At 67.0% G+C, this 16,387-nt stretch carries 13 protein-coding genes and 1 pseudogene; 7 read left to right on the top strand and 7 right to left on the bottom strand.

Going from position 1 to position 16,387, the window contains the following annotated elements:
* The 3 genes and pseudogenes from ACH438_RS44505 to ACH438_RS44515 form a co-directional block, all read left to right on the top strand.
* Positions 1 to 836: pseudogene (locus ACH438_RS44505) on the top strand (DNA-directed RNA polymerase subunit beta); the annotation flags it as partial.
* Positions 837 to 977: 141 nt separating this feature from the next.
* A complete protein-coding gene (locus tag ACH438_RS44510; protein WP_397017042.1) occupies positions 978 to 4,931 on the top strand; it encodes a DNA-directed RNA polymerase subunit beta' in 3,954 nt (1,317 codons plus the stop codon).
* A 123-nt stretch (positions 4,932 to 5,054) separates the two neighbouring features.
* Positions 5,055 to 5,507, top strand: a complete 453-nt coding sequence (locus ACH438_RS44515) for a hypothetical protein (protein WP_397017044.1) — start codon at positions 5,055 to 5,057, stop codon at positions 5,505 to 5,507.
* Here ACH438_RS44515 and ACH438_RS44520 read toward each other — a convergent pair whose 3' ends face one another.
* The 4 genes from ACH438_RS44520 to ACH438_RS44535 all read right to left on the bottom strand — a co-directional run bounded on the left by ACH438_RS44520 (position 5,508) and on the right by ACH438_RS44535 (position 9,123).
* Positions 5,508 to 6,557 carry a medium chain dehydrogenase/reductase family protein gene (locus ACH438_RS44520; protein WP_397017046.1) on the bottom strand — a complete coding sequence of 350 codons (1,050 nt, stop codon included), beginning with the start codon at positions 6,555 to 6,557 and terminating at the stop codon, positions 5,508 to 5,510.
* Between the two features lie 107 nt (positions 6,558 to 6,664).
* Positions 6,665 to 7,252, bottom strand: coding sequence for a TetR/AcrR family transcriptional regulator (locus ACH438_RS44525; protein ID WP_397017048.1), 588 nt, complete (start codon positions 7,250 to 7,252; stop codon positions 6,665 to 6,667).
* A 118-nt stretch (positions 7,253 to 7,370) separates the two neighbouring features.
* On the bottom strand, positions 7,371 to 8,072 hold the full coding sequence (locus ACH438_RS44530; protein ID WP_397017050.1) for a hypothetical protein: 702 nt from the start codon (positions 8,070 to 8,072) through the stop codon (positions 7,371 to 7,373).
* Between the two features lie 82 nt (positions 8,073 to 8,154).
* Entirely contained in the window at positions 8,155 to 9,123 is a 969-nt protein-coding gene (locus ACH438_RS44535; RefSeq protein ID WP_397017052.1) for an EamA family transporter, read from the bottom strand.
* Positions 9,124 to 9,162: 39 nt separating this feature from the next.
* Here ACH438_RS44535 and ACH438_RS44540 point away from each other — a divergent pair, with 39 nt between their 5' ends.
* The 3 genes from ACH438_RS44540 to ACH438_RS44550 all read left to right on the top strand — a co-directional run bounded on the left by ACH438_RS44540 (position 9,163) and on the right by ACH438_RS44550 (position 11,804).
* Positions 9,163 to 9,693, top strand: coding sequence for a CGNR zinc finger domain-containing protein (locus ACH438_RS44540; protein WP_397017054.1), 531 nt, complete (start codon positions 9,163 to 9,165; stop codon positions 9,691 to 9,693).
* A gap of 75 nt (positions 9,694 to 9,768) precedes the next feature.
* Positions 9,769 to 11,280, top strand: coding sequence for a malate dehydrogenase (quinone) (gene mqo / locus ACH438_RS44545; RefSeq protein ID WP_397017056.1), 1,512 nt, complete (start codon positions 9,769 to 9,771; stop codon positions 11,278 to 11,280).
* Between the two features lie 53 nt (positions 11,281 to 11,333).
* Complete coding sequence (locus tag ACH438_RS44550) at positions 11,334 to 11,804, top strand: PaaI family thioesterase (protein ID WP_397017058.1); 471 nt, start codon at positions 11,334 to 11,336, stop codon at positions 11,802 to 11,804.
* A 52-nt stretch (positions 11,805 to 11,856) separates the two neighbouring features.
* Here the strand turns inward: ACH438_RS44550 and ACH438_RS44555 are convergent, their stop codons facing one another.
* Together ACH438_RS44555 and ACH438_RS44560 are read right to left on the bottom strand one after the other, a co-directional pair.
* Positions 11,857 to 12,864, bottom strand: coding sequence for an aldo/keto reductase (locus ACH438_RS44555; protein WP_397017060.1), 1,008 nt, complete (start codon positions 12,862 to 12,864; stop codon positions 11,857 to 11,859).
* Positions 12,861 to 13,532 (bottom strand): TetR/AcrR family transcriptional regulator, encoded by a 672-nt coding sequence (locus ACH438_RS44560; protein WP_397017062.1) that lies wholly within the window; start codon positions 13,530 to 13,532, stop codon positions 12,861 to 12,863. The genes ACH438_RS44555 and ACH438_RS44560 overlap by 4 nt, the downstream gene beginning before the upstream one ends.
* A 152-nt stretch (positions 13,533 to 13,684) precedes the next feature.
* Between ACH438_RS44560 and ACH438_RS44565 the strand changes: the two genes are divergently transcribed.
* A complete protein-coding gene (locus ACH438_RS44565) occupies positions 13,685 to 15,742 on the top strand; it encodes a CocE/NonD family hydrolase (protein WP_397017155.1) in 2,058 nt (685 codons plus the stop codon).
* Here ACH438_RS44565 and ACH438_RS44570 read toward each other — a convergent pair.
* Positions 15,739 to 16,383, bottom strand: a complete 645-nt coding sequence (locus ACH438_RS44570; protein WP_397017064.1) for a response regulator — start codon at positions 16,381 to 16,383, stop codon at positions 15,739 to 15,741. The genes ACH438_RS44565 and ACH438_RS44570 overlap by 4 nt on opposite strands.
* Positions 16,384 to 16,387: the final 4 nt, after the last annotated feature.

Below are 16,387 nucleotides of genomic sequence, written 5' to 3' on the forward strand. Positions count from 1 at the left end.
TGCCCGTGGAGGACATGCCGTTCCTGCCGGACGGCACTCCGGTCGACATCATCCTGAACACCCACGGTGTGCCGCGTCGTATGAACATCGGTCAGGTGCTGGAAACCCACCTGGGTTACATCGCCAAGACCGGCTGGCAGGTCGAAGGGACCCCGGATTGGGCGAAGGCCCTGCCCGAGGAAATGATCGGCCAGCCCGCCGACACGAACATCGCCACCCCGGTGTTCGACGGTGCGCGTGAGGAAGAGCTGACCGGCCTGCTCGGTTCGACTCTGCCGAACCGCGACGGCGAGAAGATGATCAACGACGACGGCAAGGCGATCCTGCTGGACGGCCGCTCCGGCGAGCCGTTCCCGTACCCGGTCGCGGTCGGCTACATGTACATCCTGAAGCTGCACCACCTGGTGGACGACAAGATCCACGCGCGTTCGACCGGTCCGTACTCGATGATCACGCAGCAGCCGCTGGGTGGTAAGGCGCAGTTCGGTGGTCAGCGTTTCGGTGAGATGGAGTGCTGGGCCATGCAGGCCTACGGCGCGGCGTACACGCTGCAGGAGCTGCTCACCATCAAGTCCGATGACGTGGTGGGCCGCGTGAAGGTGTACGAGGCGATCGTCAAGGGCGAGAACATTCCGGAGCCCGGTATTCCGGAGTCGTTCAAGGTGCTCTTGAAGGAACTCCAGTCGCTGTGCCTCAACGTGGAGGTGCTGTCCTCGGACGGCGCCGCCATCGAGATGCGCGACGGCGACGACGAGGACCTGGAGCGCGCCGCGGCGAACCTGGGTATCAACCTGTCCCGCAACGAGGCTGCGACGGTCGACGACCTGGCGCAGTAAGAGCGATCGGTCCGGGAAGGCCGTTCATCTTTCGAATTGCCTTCCCGGGCGGACCGTTTCGAGCGACCTGCAAGCAGTCGCTACGAGCGGATTTAGCGAACTTTTGCTCATACTCAACCCGAACAGGGGAAAGGAAGTTACGTGCTAGACGTCAACTTCTTCGATGAACTCCGGATCGGCCTGGCGACCGCCGAAGACATTCGCAACTGGTCGTTTGGCGAGGTCAAGAAGCCGGAGACCATCAACTACCGCACGCTCAAGCCGGAGAAGGACGGCTTGTTCTGCGAGAAGATCTTCGGTCCCACCCGGGACTGGGAGTGCTACTGCGGTAAGTACAAGCGCGTCCGCTTCAAGGGCATCATCTGCGAGCGCTGTGGCGTCGAGGTGACTCGCGCCAAGGTGCGTCGTGAGCGCATGGGTCATATCGAGCTGGCCGCCCCGGTCACGCACATCTGGTACTTCAAGGGTGTGCCGTCGCGTCTGGGCTACCTGCTGGACCTGGCGCCGAAGGATCTCGAGAAGATCATCTACTTCGCCGCGTACGTGATCGTCGGTGTCGACGACGAGCTGCGTCACAACGAGCTGTCCACGCTCGAGGCGGAGATGGAGGTCGAGAAGAAGTCGGTCGCGGATCAGCGCGACGCCGACCTCGAGGCCCGCGCCCAGAAGCTGGAAGCCGATATGGCCGAGCTGGAGGCGGAGGGCGCCAAGTCCGACGTGCGCCGCAAGGTCAAGGACGGCGGCGAGCGCGAGATGCGTCAGCTGCGCGACCGGGCCCAGCGCGAGCTGGACCGGCTCGACGAGATCTGGACCACCTTCACCAAGCTGTCGATCAAGCAGCTGATCGTGGACGAGGTGCTGTACCGCGAGCTGCAGGACCGCTACGGCGAGTACTTCACCGGAGCGATGGGCGCCGAGGCGATCCAGAAGCTCATGGAGCAGTTCGACATCCCGGCCGAGGCCGAGAACCTGCGCGAGACCATTCGTACGGGCAAGGGCCAGAAGAAGCTTCGCGCGCTGAAGCGTCTGAAGGTCGTCGCCGCGTTCCAGACCAACGGCAACTCGCCGATGGGCATGGTCCTCGACGCCGTGCCGGTGATCCCGCCGGAGCTGCGCCCGATGGTGCAGCTGGACGGTGGCCGCTTCGCGACCTCCGACCTGAACGACCTGTACCGCCGCGTGATCAACCGCAACAACCGTTTGAAGCGACTGATCGATCTGGGTGCGCCCGAGATCATCGTGAACAACGAGAAGCGCATGCTGCAGGAGTCGGTGGACGCGCTGTTCGACAACGGTCGTCGTGGCCGTCCGGTCACCGGTCCGGGTAACCGCCCGCTGAAGTCGCTGAGCGATCTGCTCAAGGGCAAGCAGGGTCGTTTCCGTCAGAACCTGCTCGGTAAGCGTGTCGACTACTCGGGTCGTTCGGTCATCGTGGTCGGTCCGCAGCTGAAGCTGCACCAGTGTGGTCTGCCGAAGCTGATGGCGCTCGAGCTGTTCAAGCCGTTCGTCATGAAGCGTCTGGTGGATCTCAACCACGCGCAGAACATCAAGTCCGCCAAGCGGATGGTCGAGCGTCAGCGTCCCCAGGTGTGGGATGTCCTCGAAGAGGTCATCGCCGAGCACCCGGTGCTGCTGAACCGTGCGCCCACCCTGCACCGCCTGGGTATCCAGGCCTTCGAGCCGCTGCTGGTCGAAGGTAAGGCCATCCAGCTGCACCCGCTCGTGTGTGAGGCGTTCAACGCCGACTTCGACGGTGACCAGATGGCCGTGCACCTCCCGCTGTCGGCGGAGGCGCAGGCCGAGGCCCGCATCCTGATGCTGTCCTCGAACAACATCCTGTCGCCGGCGTCGGGTCGTCCGCTCGCCATGCCGCGTCTGGACATGGTGACGGGTCTGTACTACCTGACCCGTCTGGACGAGAAGGCGAAGGGCCAGTACCGCGCGGCCGGTAAGGACGAGGCCGAGTTCGGCGTCTACTCCTCGCCCGCCGAGGCGCAGATGGCGGTCGATCGTGGTGAGCTGACCGTGCGTTCGCTGATCAAGATGCGTCTGACCGAGCAGCGCCCGCCGCGGGATGTCGAGACCGAGCTGTTCCCGAACGGCTGGCAGCGCGGCGACGCGTGGCTCACCAAGACCACGCTGGGCCGTGTCATCTTCAACGATCTGCTCCCGGCGGACTACGCGTTCATCGACGAGCCGATGCCGAAGAAGCGTCAGGCGGCGATCATCAACGATCTCGCCGAGCGGTACCCGATGATCGTGGTCGCGCAGACCGTCGACAAGCTGAAGGATGCCGGCTTCTACTGGGCCACCCGGTCCGGTGTCACCGTCTCGATGTCGGACGTGCTCGTTCCGCCGGAGAAGGCGGAGATCATGGAGCGCTACGAGGCGCAGTCGGATCAGATCGAGAAGAAGTACCAGCGTGGTGCGCTCGATCACCAGGAGCGTAACAACGCCCTGGTCAAGATCTGGCAGGAAGCGACCGAAGAGGTCGGTAAGGCGCTGCGCGCGCACTACCCGGCCGACAACCCGATCATCACGATCGTCGACTCGGGCGCGACCGGTAACTTCACCCAGACTCGTACCCTCGCGGGTATGAAGGGCCTGGTTACCAACCCGAAGGGTGAGTTCATCCCGCGGCCGATCAAGTCCTCGTTCCGTGAGGGCCTGACCGTTCTCGAGTACTTCATCAACACCCACGGTGCGCGAAAGGGTCTGGCCGACACCGCGCTTCGTACCGCGGACTCGGGTTACCTGACCCGTCGTCTGGTGGACGTGTCGCAGGACGTCATCGTGCGCGAGACCGACTGTGGCACCGAGCGCGGCATCGTGGTGCCGATCGCGGAGAAGCAGGCCGATGGCACGCTGATCCGGGACGCCCACGTGGAGACCAGCACGTACGCTCGTACGCTGGCCACCGACGCGGTCGACGCCAAGGGCAATGTCATTGTCGAGAAGGGTCACGACCTGGGCGATCCCGCCCTGGAGGCGCTGCTCGACGCCGGCATCACGGAGGTGAAGGTTCGTTCCGTGCTGACCTGCACCACCGGCACCGGCGTGTGTGCCACCTGCTACGGCCGCTCGATGGCGACCGGCAAGCTGGTGGACATCGGTGAGGCCGTCGGTATCGTCGCCGCGCAGTCCATCGGTGAGCCCGGTACCCAGCTGACCATGCGTACCTTCCACCAGGGTGGTGTCGCGGGTGATGACATCACGGGTGGTCTGCCCCGAGTGCAGGAGCTCTTCGAGGCTCGTGTGCCCAAGGGCAAGGCGCCCATCGCGGAGGTCTCCGGCCGGATCCGGCTGGAGGACGACGATCGCTTCTACAAGATCACGATCATTCCGGACGACGGTTCGGACGAGGTCGTGTACGACAAGCTGTCGAAGCGTCAGCGTCTGCGGGTGTTCAAGCACGACGACGGCTCCGAGCGTCTGCTCGCCGACGGTGACCACGTCGAGGTCGGTCAGCAGCTCCTCGAGGGCTCGGCCGATCCGCACGAGGTGCTCCGCGTGATGGGTCCGCGTCAGGTGCAGATCCACCTGGTCCACGAGGTCCAGGAGGTGTACCGCTCGCAGGGTGTGTCCATCCACGACAAGCACATCGAGGTGATCGTCCGCCAGATGCTGCGCCGCGTCACCATCATCGATTCGGGTGCGACCGAGTTCCTCCCGGGTTCGCTGGTGGAGCGCGCCGAGTTCGAGTCCTCCAACCGCCGCGTGGTCGCGGAGGGTGGGGAGCCCGCCTCGGGTCGCCCGGTGCTGATGGGTATCACCAAGGCGTCGCTGGCGACGGATTCGTGGCTGTCGGCGGCCTCCTTCCAGGAGACCACCCGCGTGCTCACGGATGCCGCGATCAACTGCCGCTCCGACAAGCTGATCGGCTTGAAGGAGAACGTGATCATCGGCAAGCTGATCCCGGCCGGTACCGGTATCAACCGTTACCGCAACATCCAGGTGCAGCCCACCGAGGAAGCACGTCAGGCCGCGTACGCTGTCCCGTCCTACGACGACAGCTACTACAGCCCGGACGGCTTCGGCACTTCCACCGGCGCCGCGGTGCCGCTGGACGACTACGGCTTCAGCGACTACCGCTGAGGCAATAGGTAAGCCAGAACAATCCGGCCCCCGCTCCTTCTCGGAGCGGGGGCCGGACTCGTTTACGGGGGTTTATGCTGGTCGGAACGTTTTGACTGCTTTTCGATATGGGGAGGAGTTGGCGTGACTGTTCGGCGTGGGGCGTTGGTGGCGGCGGTGTGCGGGGTGGTGCTGTCGGTTCCGGTTGTGGCTCAGGCGGATTCACCGGAGTTGGGTGGATGTGCGCGCGGGGGACTGCTGACGGCGCAGATGGTGCCGGGGACGGGCAGTGCGGGACAAGGGATTCACCGCGAGACGGATCTGTGGGATTGCGCGAGTCCGCTGTTGCCGGGGATCGTTTCGGGTCATTTCACGGCGGAGGAACCGTGGATCACCATCGACAATGCTTCCGCGCGGATCACCTGGTCGGATGGCAGTGTGTCCACGGCGATCGGGTATCCCAATGAGCTGTGGACGATTACGGACGGACCGGCGAGCGGGCATACGCTGCGGCTGGCCCTGGAAACCGATATGACGGCACAGTGGTATCACCTGGATACCACCATGCCGGTCAGGTCGGCGTCGTTCATGGAGTGATCAGTTCTCGTCGGCGACGAGGACGACTTTGCCTGTGACGGTGTGGGATTCGGCGAGTTCGAGCGCGGAGCTCGCCTGGCTCAAGGGGAATCGGGCGGCGACCTGCGGGTGCAGGTTGCCGTCGGCGGCGAGTTCGAGCACCGCGCCGAGGTCTTCGGCCTGGCGGTTCAGGAAGCGGGCGCGGCGGCGGGCGCCGGTCCAGATGTTGTAGAAGTGGGCATTCCGCTTGTTGGGCAGCAGGTTCCACAGCATGAGGCGCGCGAAGAGGGCGAGGACGGGGAGGCGGGAGTTGCCTTCGTCGTCCTTGGTGGCGGCGCTGCCGTAGGCGACGAGCGTGCCGCCCGGGGCCAGCAGCTTGAAGGAGTCGATGATGCCAGGCCCGCCGACGTGGTCGAAGACGGCGTCCACGCCGCCGGGGCTGAGGGCGCGGACCTGTGCGGTGATATCGCCGCGGTAGTCGATGGGCAGGGCGCCGAGGGCGCGGACGGCGTCGGCATTGCGGGCGGAGGCGCTGCCGATCACCCGGACGCCGGCGACGCGGGCCAGCTGGACCAGGGTGGAGCCGACGCCGCCGTTGGCGCCGTGCACCAGGATGGTCTGTCCGGCACGGATTTTCGCGAAGCGGTGCAGCATCTGCCAGGCGGTGATGCCGTTGACGACGAAGGTCTCGGCTTCGGCCGGGTCGAGGGCGGTGGGAACCGGCACCAGGCTGTCGGCGGGCAGCAGCACGTGGCTGCTCCAGCCGCCCGTCTTGGTGAGGGCGGCGATGCGGCGGCCGGCGAGCGCCGGATCGACGCCCGCGCCGATGGACTCGACCGTGCCGACGAGGTCGTAGCCGGGGACGAAGGGGAAGGGCGGCTGGTCGAAGTACTTGCCGCGCCGCATCTGCTGTTCGGCGAAGGAGACGCCGGTGGCGTCCACCCGGACCAGGGCCTGCCCGGCGGCGGGCGGCGGCAGTTCGCGGTGGGTGACCTGCAGGTCGCGGGGCTCGACGCGGCCGGGGAGGACGATCTCGCGGGCGGTGGTGGTCTTGGCGGCGGTGGTGTTCATGGTCTTGCTCGCTTCCGTTGTCGATCTGCCGTGAGTGACTGGTCAATCACCCGAAGGTTGAAGAAAAAGCCCCGGGGTCGGGGCCGGTGTATTCGCCGGATGGCCGGCTACTTGGTGACCGGAAGGTCGTGGGCGTGCGGGTGCCGGATGCCGGCGGTGAGGATGGCGGCCCACGGGCTGTCGTGGCCGTCGAGTTCGAGGGTGGTGATGAGGTGGCAGAGCTGCCCGTAGGCGATGAAGTTCTGCACCCGGTCGTCCGGTGCGCCGGATCGGGTCTTCGCGTAGGTGGTGATGCGGGCGAGCCCGTCGCGGACCGCGTCGGCGATGGCGGGGATGTCGGTGGCGGACTGCGCGTGCACCTGCAGCATGAGCAGTCGTTTGTCGGTGATGAGTTCGGCGTAGGCGCCGCCCATTTCGTGGAGGACGGCCTCGGGATCGGTGCCGGTGGCGCAGGCGGCGCCGGTGGCCATGGCCTGCTCGACGAGTTCGAAGCAGCGGTCCAGGGCGGCCACGAACAGTTCGACCTTGCTGGGGAAGAGCTTGAACACGTAGGCGGGGGAGATGCCCGCGTTCGCCGCGACCGTGTTGATCGGTGTGCCGTGGTATCCGGTGCGGGCGAATTCGGTGATCGCCGAGTCGACGACGGCTTCGCGCCGGGCGTCCGAGGTGGACAGTGCTATTCCGCGTCGTGCCATGTGAGTGACTGTACACTCACTCTCGCGGAGACCGCAAGACCCCGAGTTCGCGACCGGTGGGAAAGCAACGGCCCCGGCTCCGAAAGGAGCCGGGGCCGAACGTCTTTCGAGCGAAGAATCAGTTGGTAGACGGGTCCGGCTGCGGGACGCCGAAGACCGGGGCCAGCGCCTGCGAGGCGTTGGGCACGATGGTGTTGGCGTACTGCAGCGCCGCCTCGATGGCCGGCTGCCCGCCGGAGGCCTGCAGGCCGATGGCGCCGCCGATCAGCGCGCCGGCGATGCCCATGAGCGGCGCGGTGATGAAGTCGAGCACGAACAGGCCCGCCGGGAAGCCGAGGATGAAGCCGATGGCGCCGCCGATGACCGCGCCGGTGGCGACGGCCGGCATATTGGCCTGGACGACGTCGAAGAACTGCTGCTGGGCGTCGATATCGCGCAGCGGGGTCGCGGATTCGGCGACCGGGGTGAGGGTGAGCTTGCGGTTGTCGTCCTCGATCTTGGGGGTGACCTCGAGGGTCTTGCCCGCGATGTCGTACTTCAGCGGGACGGTGCCGACCAGGATGCCGTTGTCGTCGGTGACGACGACCGCGTCGCCGTCCCAGCTGGCGATGAAGCGCCCGGTCTGCAGGGTGCTGACGGCGGCGCGCTTGTCGTCGGAGAGAGCCACCTGGTACGCCACATTGTGGTCGGTGCCCTTCACTTGCAGCGCAGGCTGCGGCTCCGGTGCGGGAGCCGGCGCCGGATCGGCGACCGCGTTTCCGGCGGCGGCGATGACCGTCGCGCAGAGCAGCACTGGTGCAAGGATTTTGGTGATACCCATTCAAAGTTCTTTCGCGTCTGCGGACCCCGACTCGGAATGAACCTACCGTTACCTAATCATTACCGGAACCCTGGTGACGCATTCAGGACAAACTCACAGCTACATCGCCGGTCGGTCGCGGTTCGCCGAGCCGCACGATCACCACGCCGGCGAGAATCAGTGCGCCGCCCGCGAATTGAACGGGATGCGGAGTTTCGCCGAGCAGCAGCCAGGCGAACACGATCGCGGCCAGCACCTCGGTGAGCGCGGCGAAGGAGGCGAGCCGGGAGCCGAGCAAACGCGTCGCGGCAATTCCGGTCACGTAGGAAATCGCGGCGGTGATGACGCCCAGTGCGAGCAGCGGTGTCCACCATTGCGTCGTGAATCCCTCGAATGCCACGGATCTCGTGGTGGCGTGCAGGGGCACGATGCCGATGAGTCCGGCCAGCAGAATGCCGAATCCGCCGATGAGCAGTCCGCCGGTGGCGAGCACGGTGCCGGGCACGGCATCCCCGCCGTGTGTGGACAGTACGAAATATCCTGCCGCGCCGACCATTGCGCCCAGGGCCCAGGCGATGCCGATCCAGCTGGTGCTGACACCGGATCTCAGGTCGAGTACCAGAACCAGTCCGGCGATGCCGATGACGGCGCCGAGAACGGTTGCGCGGGTGGGCCGCTGGCTGTGCCGCAGCCAGAAATAGAGCACCACCGCGATGGGTGCGGTGTATTCGATGAGCAGGGCGGCGCCGACCGCCATGTGGTCGACCGCATTGAAATACGCGAGTTGCGCGCCGGCGACGGCGAGCAGTCCGTATCCGGCGAAGAGTCCGGCATTGCGCCGCAAGAGTTTCCAGTCGCCGCGTAATTGGATGACGGCCGCGGGCAGTAGCACGACGGCGCCGAGCAGGACGCGCACGATCACCACCGAGGCGGGGCTCCAGCCCGCGTTCATGAGTCCGCGGGCGAGCGATCCGGACAGGCCGAAGGACGCCGCCGAGAGCGCCGCCACCAGGAGTCCCGAGCGCAGCCGGCTCCGATGCGCCACCGCCATGTCATTAGTCAAAGCCGCCATGGTTAATGACGCTAGGGTGTGCGTGTGTAATATGTCAACGTGCTTTTCGCTGATGACACGAGCGCCGCGCTGGCCGCGGCGGCAGACCTGGTGAATTCCGCCGAGGACCCGGACACCATGACCGAGATCGCCCAGCTCGACGCCTTCTTCGCCAAGCACGCCTACACCGGCGCCCACACCCGCACGGCCGCCGAACTGGCCGCCGTCCGGGCCCAGCGCGCGCCGCTGCGGCGCCTGCTCACCAGCGACCGCGACACCGCCGTCATCCTCGTGAACGACATCCTCGCCGCGCATCGCGCCGTCCCCCGTCTGGTCCGCCACGACGACCTCGACTACCACATCCACGCCGTGCCAGCCGATGCTCCGCTGGATGTCCGGATGGCCGTGGAAACCGCGATGGCGATGATCGACCTCATTCGCGCGGACGAGTTGTCCCGCCTCTCCATCTGCGCCGACGAAACCTGTGACGGGATAGTCCTGGACCTGTCCCGCAATCGTTCCCGCCGGTACTGCAGCATCGCCTGCGGTAATCGCAATGCCGTGGCCGCGTATCGCGCCCGGCAGCGTTAGCGCTCGCGCGGCGACGGATTTGGCTCGGTGCTAGCGTGCCCCTAGCTGTACGAGTCCTATGGGGGTCTCCACGTCATGACCATCAGAACACCCGCGGCGCTGCGTCCCTACGATGTGGCGCTGGTCGGCGGCGGCATCATGAGCGCCACGCTCGGAATGCTGCTGCAGCATCTGGAACCGAGCTGGTCGATCGCGGTGTTCGAGCGCCTGCCACAGGTGGGGGCCGAGGCCTCCGCGGCCTGGCACAATTCCGGTACCGGCCATGCGGGACTGTGTGAACCGGACTATACGATCGCGAATCCGGGCGGCGGTATCGATATCGGCGCGGCGGTCGAGGTCGGCGAGCAATTCCGGTTGACGCGGGAATTCTGGGCCGCGCTGGTGGAGGAGCGGATCCTCGGGAAGCCGGATACTTTCGTGAATCCGGTGCCGCACATGACCTTCGCGCGCGGTGCGGCCGAGGTGGATTTCCTGCGCCGCCGATTCGAGGCCATGTCCGCGCATCCGCTTTTCGCCTCCATGCGGTTCAGCGACGATCCGGCGACCATCGGCGAGTGGGCGCCGCTGCTCACGGCGGGACGCGAAGGGGCGGAACCGATTGCCGCCACTCGCGATATCACCGGCAGCGATGTCGATTTCGGTGAGCTGACCCAGCAACTGTTCCATTATCTGCGCTCGCGGGATGTCGAGATCCATCGCAACTGCGAGGTGCGCGGGATGCGCCGCAACAATGACGGCACCTGGCAATTGAAGGTGGACTGGAACACCGGCAACGATCACCTCACCCGGAAGGTGGACGCGCGCTTCGTGTTCGCGGGCGCGGGTGGCTGGGCGTTGAAACTGTTGCAGAAGGCGGGGATTCCGGAGGCGCGCGGGTACGGTCTGCTGCCGGTGAGCGCGCGGTTCCTGCGGTGCGATGTTCCGGAGATCGTGGCCCGGCACGACGCCAAGGTGTACGGTCGCGCGCCGGCCGGGGCGCCGCCGATCTCCATGCCGCACTTGGACACTCGCGTCGTCGACGGCAAGCGGGCGCTGCTGTTCGGGCCGTTCGCGGGCGCGAATCCCCGTTTCCTGAACAAGGGTTCGCTGTTCGACGCCACCGCGGCCTTGAACCCGCACAATCTGCAGCCGGTGGCCGGTGTGCTGAAGAACAATGGCGAGCTGGTGCGGATGCTGGCCTCGCAGGTCACCTCGACCCGGAAGCGCAAGCTGGCGAGTCTGCGCGAGTTCGCCCCGGGCGCCGAGTCGGACGACTGGACGCTGGTGGGCGCGGGTCAGCTGGCGCAGCTCGTCAAGTCCGATCTCGAGCACGGCGGCGTGCTGCAGTTCGGGACGGAAGTCGTGTCCTCGCACGATGGTTCGATCGCGGCGGTGCTGGGTGCGTCACCGGGCGCGTCGACCGCGCCCGCGATTCTGTTGCAGGTGCTGGATCGCTGCTTCCCGCGCTATCACCAGCTGTGGGAGCCGCGGTTGCGGCAGCTCATGCCGACGCTGGGCGTCAGTCTGGGCAAGGAGCCCGGGCTGGCCCGGGGGACGATGAATCGCACGGCCGAGATCCTGGGATTGGCGCCGCCGCTCGTCGGCTGACCGCATTGCCTGGTATGAAATTAGAACACGTTTCAATACCGGCAGGAGATGCGATGGACAGCGCCACCATGGGCGAGCAGGTGATGGCGGGCTTCCAGAAGCTCGGCTTCATCCAGTTCACCGGAATCGAGGGAGTCGACTACGCGCCGGGCCGCAATGTGGTCCGCATGGCCGCCCGCCCGGAACACTTCAACCACAATGGCGACATCCACGCCGCCCTGCTCTTCGGGCTCGCGGAGACCGCCGCCATGGGCGCCTCCATCTCCGGCATCGTCGACCTGCTCGGCGAGACCTTCATCGTCGCGCGCGACGGTCGCATCGAATACCTGGCCCGCGCCAAGGGTGAAGCGGGTCCCTTCACCGCCACCTCGGAGCTGACCGCGGAGACGCTCGCCGAGACGCGCGCGAATATCCAGGCGCGCAAGGAAATCGAGCTCGAGGTGCCGGTATCGATCACCGACAGCACCGGAAAGGCCGTGGCGGCAGCCGCATTCACCGCCGTCATCCGCCCGCGCCGGAAGTGAACGGCCGAAGGGGATCCCGGCCGCAGCCGGGATCCCCTTCCGGAGGGTGTGGTCAGCGCTCGCTGTCGAGTCCGGCCATCATCGCGGTGGCGTAGCGGGTGCCGGCGACCCGGTCGGCCGGTGCGGCGGCCTCGATGGCGGCCAGTTCGGTCTCGGACAGTTCGATGTCCAGCGCGGCGACGGCTTCGGCCCACCGCTCGGGACGGCGGGATCCGATGATCGGCACGATGTCCTCGCCGCGGCTCAGCACCCAGGCGATGGCGAGCTGTGCGACGCTGACCTGGTGGTCGGCCGCCAGCTTGGCGAGCGCGTCGACCAGTTGCAGGTTGGCGGTGAGGTTCTCGCCCTGGAAGCGCGGCGAGTGCGCCCGGAAGTCGCCGGGCGCGAACTGCTGTCCGGCCTTCACGGAATCGCTGAGCAGGCCGCGGGACAGCACGCCGTAGGCGGTGATGCCGACGCCGAGTTCCCGTGCGGTGGACAGGATTTCGGCTTCGATGCCGCGGGAGATGAGCGAGTATTCGATCTGCAGGTCCACGATCGGGTGCACGGCGGCGGCGCGGCGCAGCGTGCCGGCGCCGATCTCGGAGAGACCGATGTGCCGGATGTAGCCGGCCTGGACCAGTTCGGCGAGGCCGCCGATGGTCTCCTCGATGGGCACGTTCGGATCCAGTCGCGCGGGGCGGTAGATGTCGATGTAGTCGGTGCCCAGTCGCTGCAGTGAGTAGGCCAGGAAGTTCTTGGTGGCGGCCGGGCGGGTGTCGTTGCCGCCGAAGCTGTTGTCGGGGCCGCGCAGCGCGCCGTATTTCACGCTGAGCAGGACGTCTTCCCGCTTGCGGTCGGCCAGCGCCTGCCGGATGAGCATTTCGTTGTGGCCCATGCCGTAGAAGTCGCCGGTGTCGATGAGGTTGGCGCCGGAGTCGAGGGCCGCGTGGATGGTGGCGATCGAGGTGGCCTCGTCGGACTGTCCGTACATGCCGGACATGCCCATGGCGCCGAGGCCGATGCGGGCGGTGACGGGACCGGTCTTGCCGAGCTGCACTGTGCTGAGGTTCTTCGTCATGCCTGTAACTCTGCGCGCCCGTCCGGCAGCGCGGGAGAGGACGGGGTATCCAGGGATCGGCGATCCCTGGCTAGCAGTGGTTCGACCATGCGGAGCAGCAGTGGGAGGCGGTGGTCGTAGATCTCGGGGTGCAGTACGCGCAGCGGGTGCTGGATGGCCTCGTTGTCGAACAGGTCGAGGACGAGGAAGACCAGACTGGTGAATTCCGCTGGGCCGAGCGCGAATTCGGAGCCGACCATGCGGTCGGCGGTGTCGACGATGGCGAGTCCGGCCTCCTCGGTGGTGGCGCGCATGGCGTTACGGAGTTGCTCGTCGGTGCGGGCGGCGACGGTGAGTTCCAGGATGGCGTAGCGGGTGGGGTGGGTGACCAGTTCGTGCATGGCGGTCAGCAGGGTTGCGAGGCCGCCGGGGGCGGTGCTGCCGGTCAGGGCCTGGAAGCGTGCGGTGACGAGTTCGCTGTGCCGGCGCATGGTTTCGCGGGCGACGGCGGCCATGAAGTCGCTCATGGTGGGGAAGTGGCGGAAGAGTGCGCCGTAGGACATGCCGGCGCGCGCGGTGATGGTGCTGGCGGAGGCTTTGGCGTAGCCCAGTTCGTCGATGGTCGCGATGGCTGCATCGAAAAGCTTGGTGATGGTGGCTTCGCGCCGTTCCTGCTGGGTTCTACGCACCGGATCAAGCCTAGCCGAACCAACTTCGATGGCGATGCATCGCTATCTTGCTATCTCGGTGTGGTGCACGTTACAGTCCTACTCGCCGGTAGGGGTACCAGGTAGAGAGCGAAATACATATGCAGACAGGGTTATTCATGCGCAGGCGTACGGTGCGGGCCTTGACCGCGGCTGTCGTCTTCGCGACGTGCGCCGGCTTCGCCGCGCCGTCGGCATCCGCTGTACCGCATGGGGGGTACACCGGCATCGACGGCGGCGAGCTGGCCGCGAACTGGACGGCCGCGGTGGACGGCCCGCAGCCGTACCACGGCATCGCACCGGATCTCGCGGTCCCGATCACCATGGACGACGGCACCGTCCTCAAGGCCGACATCATCCATCCCGCGCAGAACGGCCGCATCGCGCCCGGCCGCCGCCCGGTGATCCTGCAGATGCAGGGTTACGGCAAGCTGCCCATCCTGGTCGGGCAGGCCGTGCTGAGCGCGGCGGACGGGCTGGGAATCAAGAAGCCGCTGGAGGATTGGGTCGGCTCCCTCAACCTTCCGGGGGTCGGAGTGGACGGCCTGTTCGACCTCACCCGGCAGGCCGATGCGGGCGCCCTGGAGGCCGCCGCTCAGGACTGGGCGCTCGCCGAGGCCGGATATACGCTGGTGCAGGTCGATATTCGCGGCACCGGCACCTCCCAGGGCGACTGGCAGGTCTTCGGGGACCGTGAGAAGCAGGACGCCGCCGAGATCATCGACTGGATCACGCAGCAGTCCTGGAGCGACGGCAATGTCGGCACCATGGGCATCTCGTTCACCGCGATCAGCGCGCTGGAGGCCACCGATCGCCGCCCGCCGGGCCTGAAAGCGGTCTTCGCCTACGAGGGCAGCGCGGACATCTTCGACGATATCGCCGGCCCGGGCGGCGCGGTCGGCGTCGGCTTCCTGGTGCCCTGGCTGCTCGGCGTCAATGCGCTCAAGATGATTCCCGACATCACCTCGCTGCTGGTCGGAAAGTTCGATCCCGCAGAGCAATTGCAGTGGCTGAAGGACCGGATGGCGGATCCGCTGACCCTGGTCGGCATGGTCACCAACGGCTACACCGCGCTGACCCCGGATCAGCTGACCCCGTACACGCGGCAGCTCGTGGACCCGAATTCGGGCTTCCGCAAAGGCTTGAAGACCGACGTCGCGAACATCCAGGTGCCGACCTTCATGATCGGCGCGTGGTTCGACATCTTCGGCAGCACGCCCACCGACACCTTCGGCGCCATTCCGCTGCCCGAGGAACAGAAGAAGCTGATCATGGGCAACGGCTACCACCTCGGTAGCGGCCTGGCCGGTTTCGGGCATCCCGGGATGCCGCCGCGGCTGGATGTCCTGCAGCGCGCCTGGTTCGACCACTGGCTGCGCGGAATCGACAACGGCATCGAGAAATACGCGCCGCTGACGGTCGAGCAGCAGGGCGGCGGCTGGACGGACGCGCCGGAATTCCCGCGCGCCGAAGCGGTTTACCGCCGCCTGTACCTCGACGACAGCTCCTCGGGCACCAGCCCGGGCTCCGCGTTCGACGGTGGGTTGGCGCAGACGCCGCGTCAGGCGGGGGTCCGTGATGTCACGGCGGCGCCCGGTCTGCTGAGCCTGTGCGGCCGGGACACCGCGCGCATCAGCGCCGGCGCCACCGCCATTCTCGATGTGTGCGGGAAGGATTCACGCGTCTGGGAGCACGACGGCCTGAGCTTCACCAGCAGCCCGGTGAATCAGCCGACCACGATCTCGGGGCCGGTCGATGTGCATTTGAACGCGGTCGAGGACGCGTCCGACGGCTACTGGGTCGCGACGCTGAACGATGTGTCCCCGGACGGCAATTCGAGTGAGATCGCCACCGGTCAGCTGGTCGCCTCCCTGCGCGCGATCGACGAGGACAACAGCAAGAAGTCGGCCAACGGCGATTACACCGAGCCGCACTACTTCCTGGACCTCGCCAAGCGGCAGCAGACCGTGCCCGGGGTACCGGTCACCCTCGATATCGCGCTGACGCCCATCGAGGCCGTGCTGCAGCCGGGTCACCGGTTGCGAGTCGACCTGTACGCCAGCAACTTTCCCAAGGGGCTGCCGCCGCTGTTCATCCTGGCGGACTCGGGACTGAAGCCGGAGCACGTGCGGCTCGACCCGGGCGCCCCCAGCTGGGTCAACGTGTCCCTGGACGCGCCGATCCCCGATTAGGACTGCAGCCAGGTGACCACCGCCAGCACGCGGCGGTGGTCATCGTCGGAGGGCGGCAGGCGCAGCTTGCTGAAGATCGACGAAATGTGTTTCTCCACCGCGCCTTCCGTGACCACCATGTGCTTGCTGATCGCCCGGTTGGTGCGGCCCTCCGCCATCAGGCCGAGCACCTCCCGCTCGCGCGGGGTGAGTTCGTCGAGGGGGCCGCGTTGCCGGCGGGCGAACAGGGCGGCGACCACCTCGGGGTCGAGGACGGTGCCGCCCTCGTTCACCCGGTGCAGGGCGTCGGCGAGTTCCTCCAGTTTGGAGATCCGATCCTTGAGCAGGTAGCCGACGCCGCCGAGGCCCGCCTCGGCGAGCAGTTCGGACGCGTAGGTCTGCTCGACGTACTGGGACAGCACCAGTACCGCGGTGCCGGGCACCAGGCGCCGCGCCTCCAGGGCGGCCCGCAGTCCCTCGGTGCTGAACGCCGGTGGCATCCGCACATCGGTGACCGCGATATCGGGGCGGTGCTCGACCACCGCGCGGATCAGTTCCTCGCCGTCGCCGACCGCCTCGACGACGGTGGCGCCCGCCTCGTCGAGCAGCCGGACCAGACCCTCACGCAACAGCAGCGAATCCTCCGCAAGCACAACACGCACGCTC

Origin of the sequence: Nocardia sp. NPDC020380 (genome assembly GCF_044386975.1) — a bacterium.
Lineage (GTDB): Bacteria > Actinomycetota > Actinomycetes > Mycobacteriales > Mycobacteriaceae > Nocardia.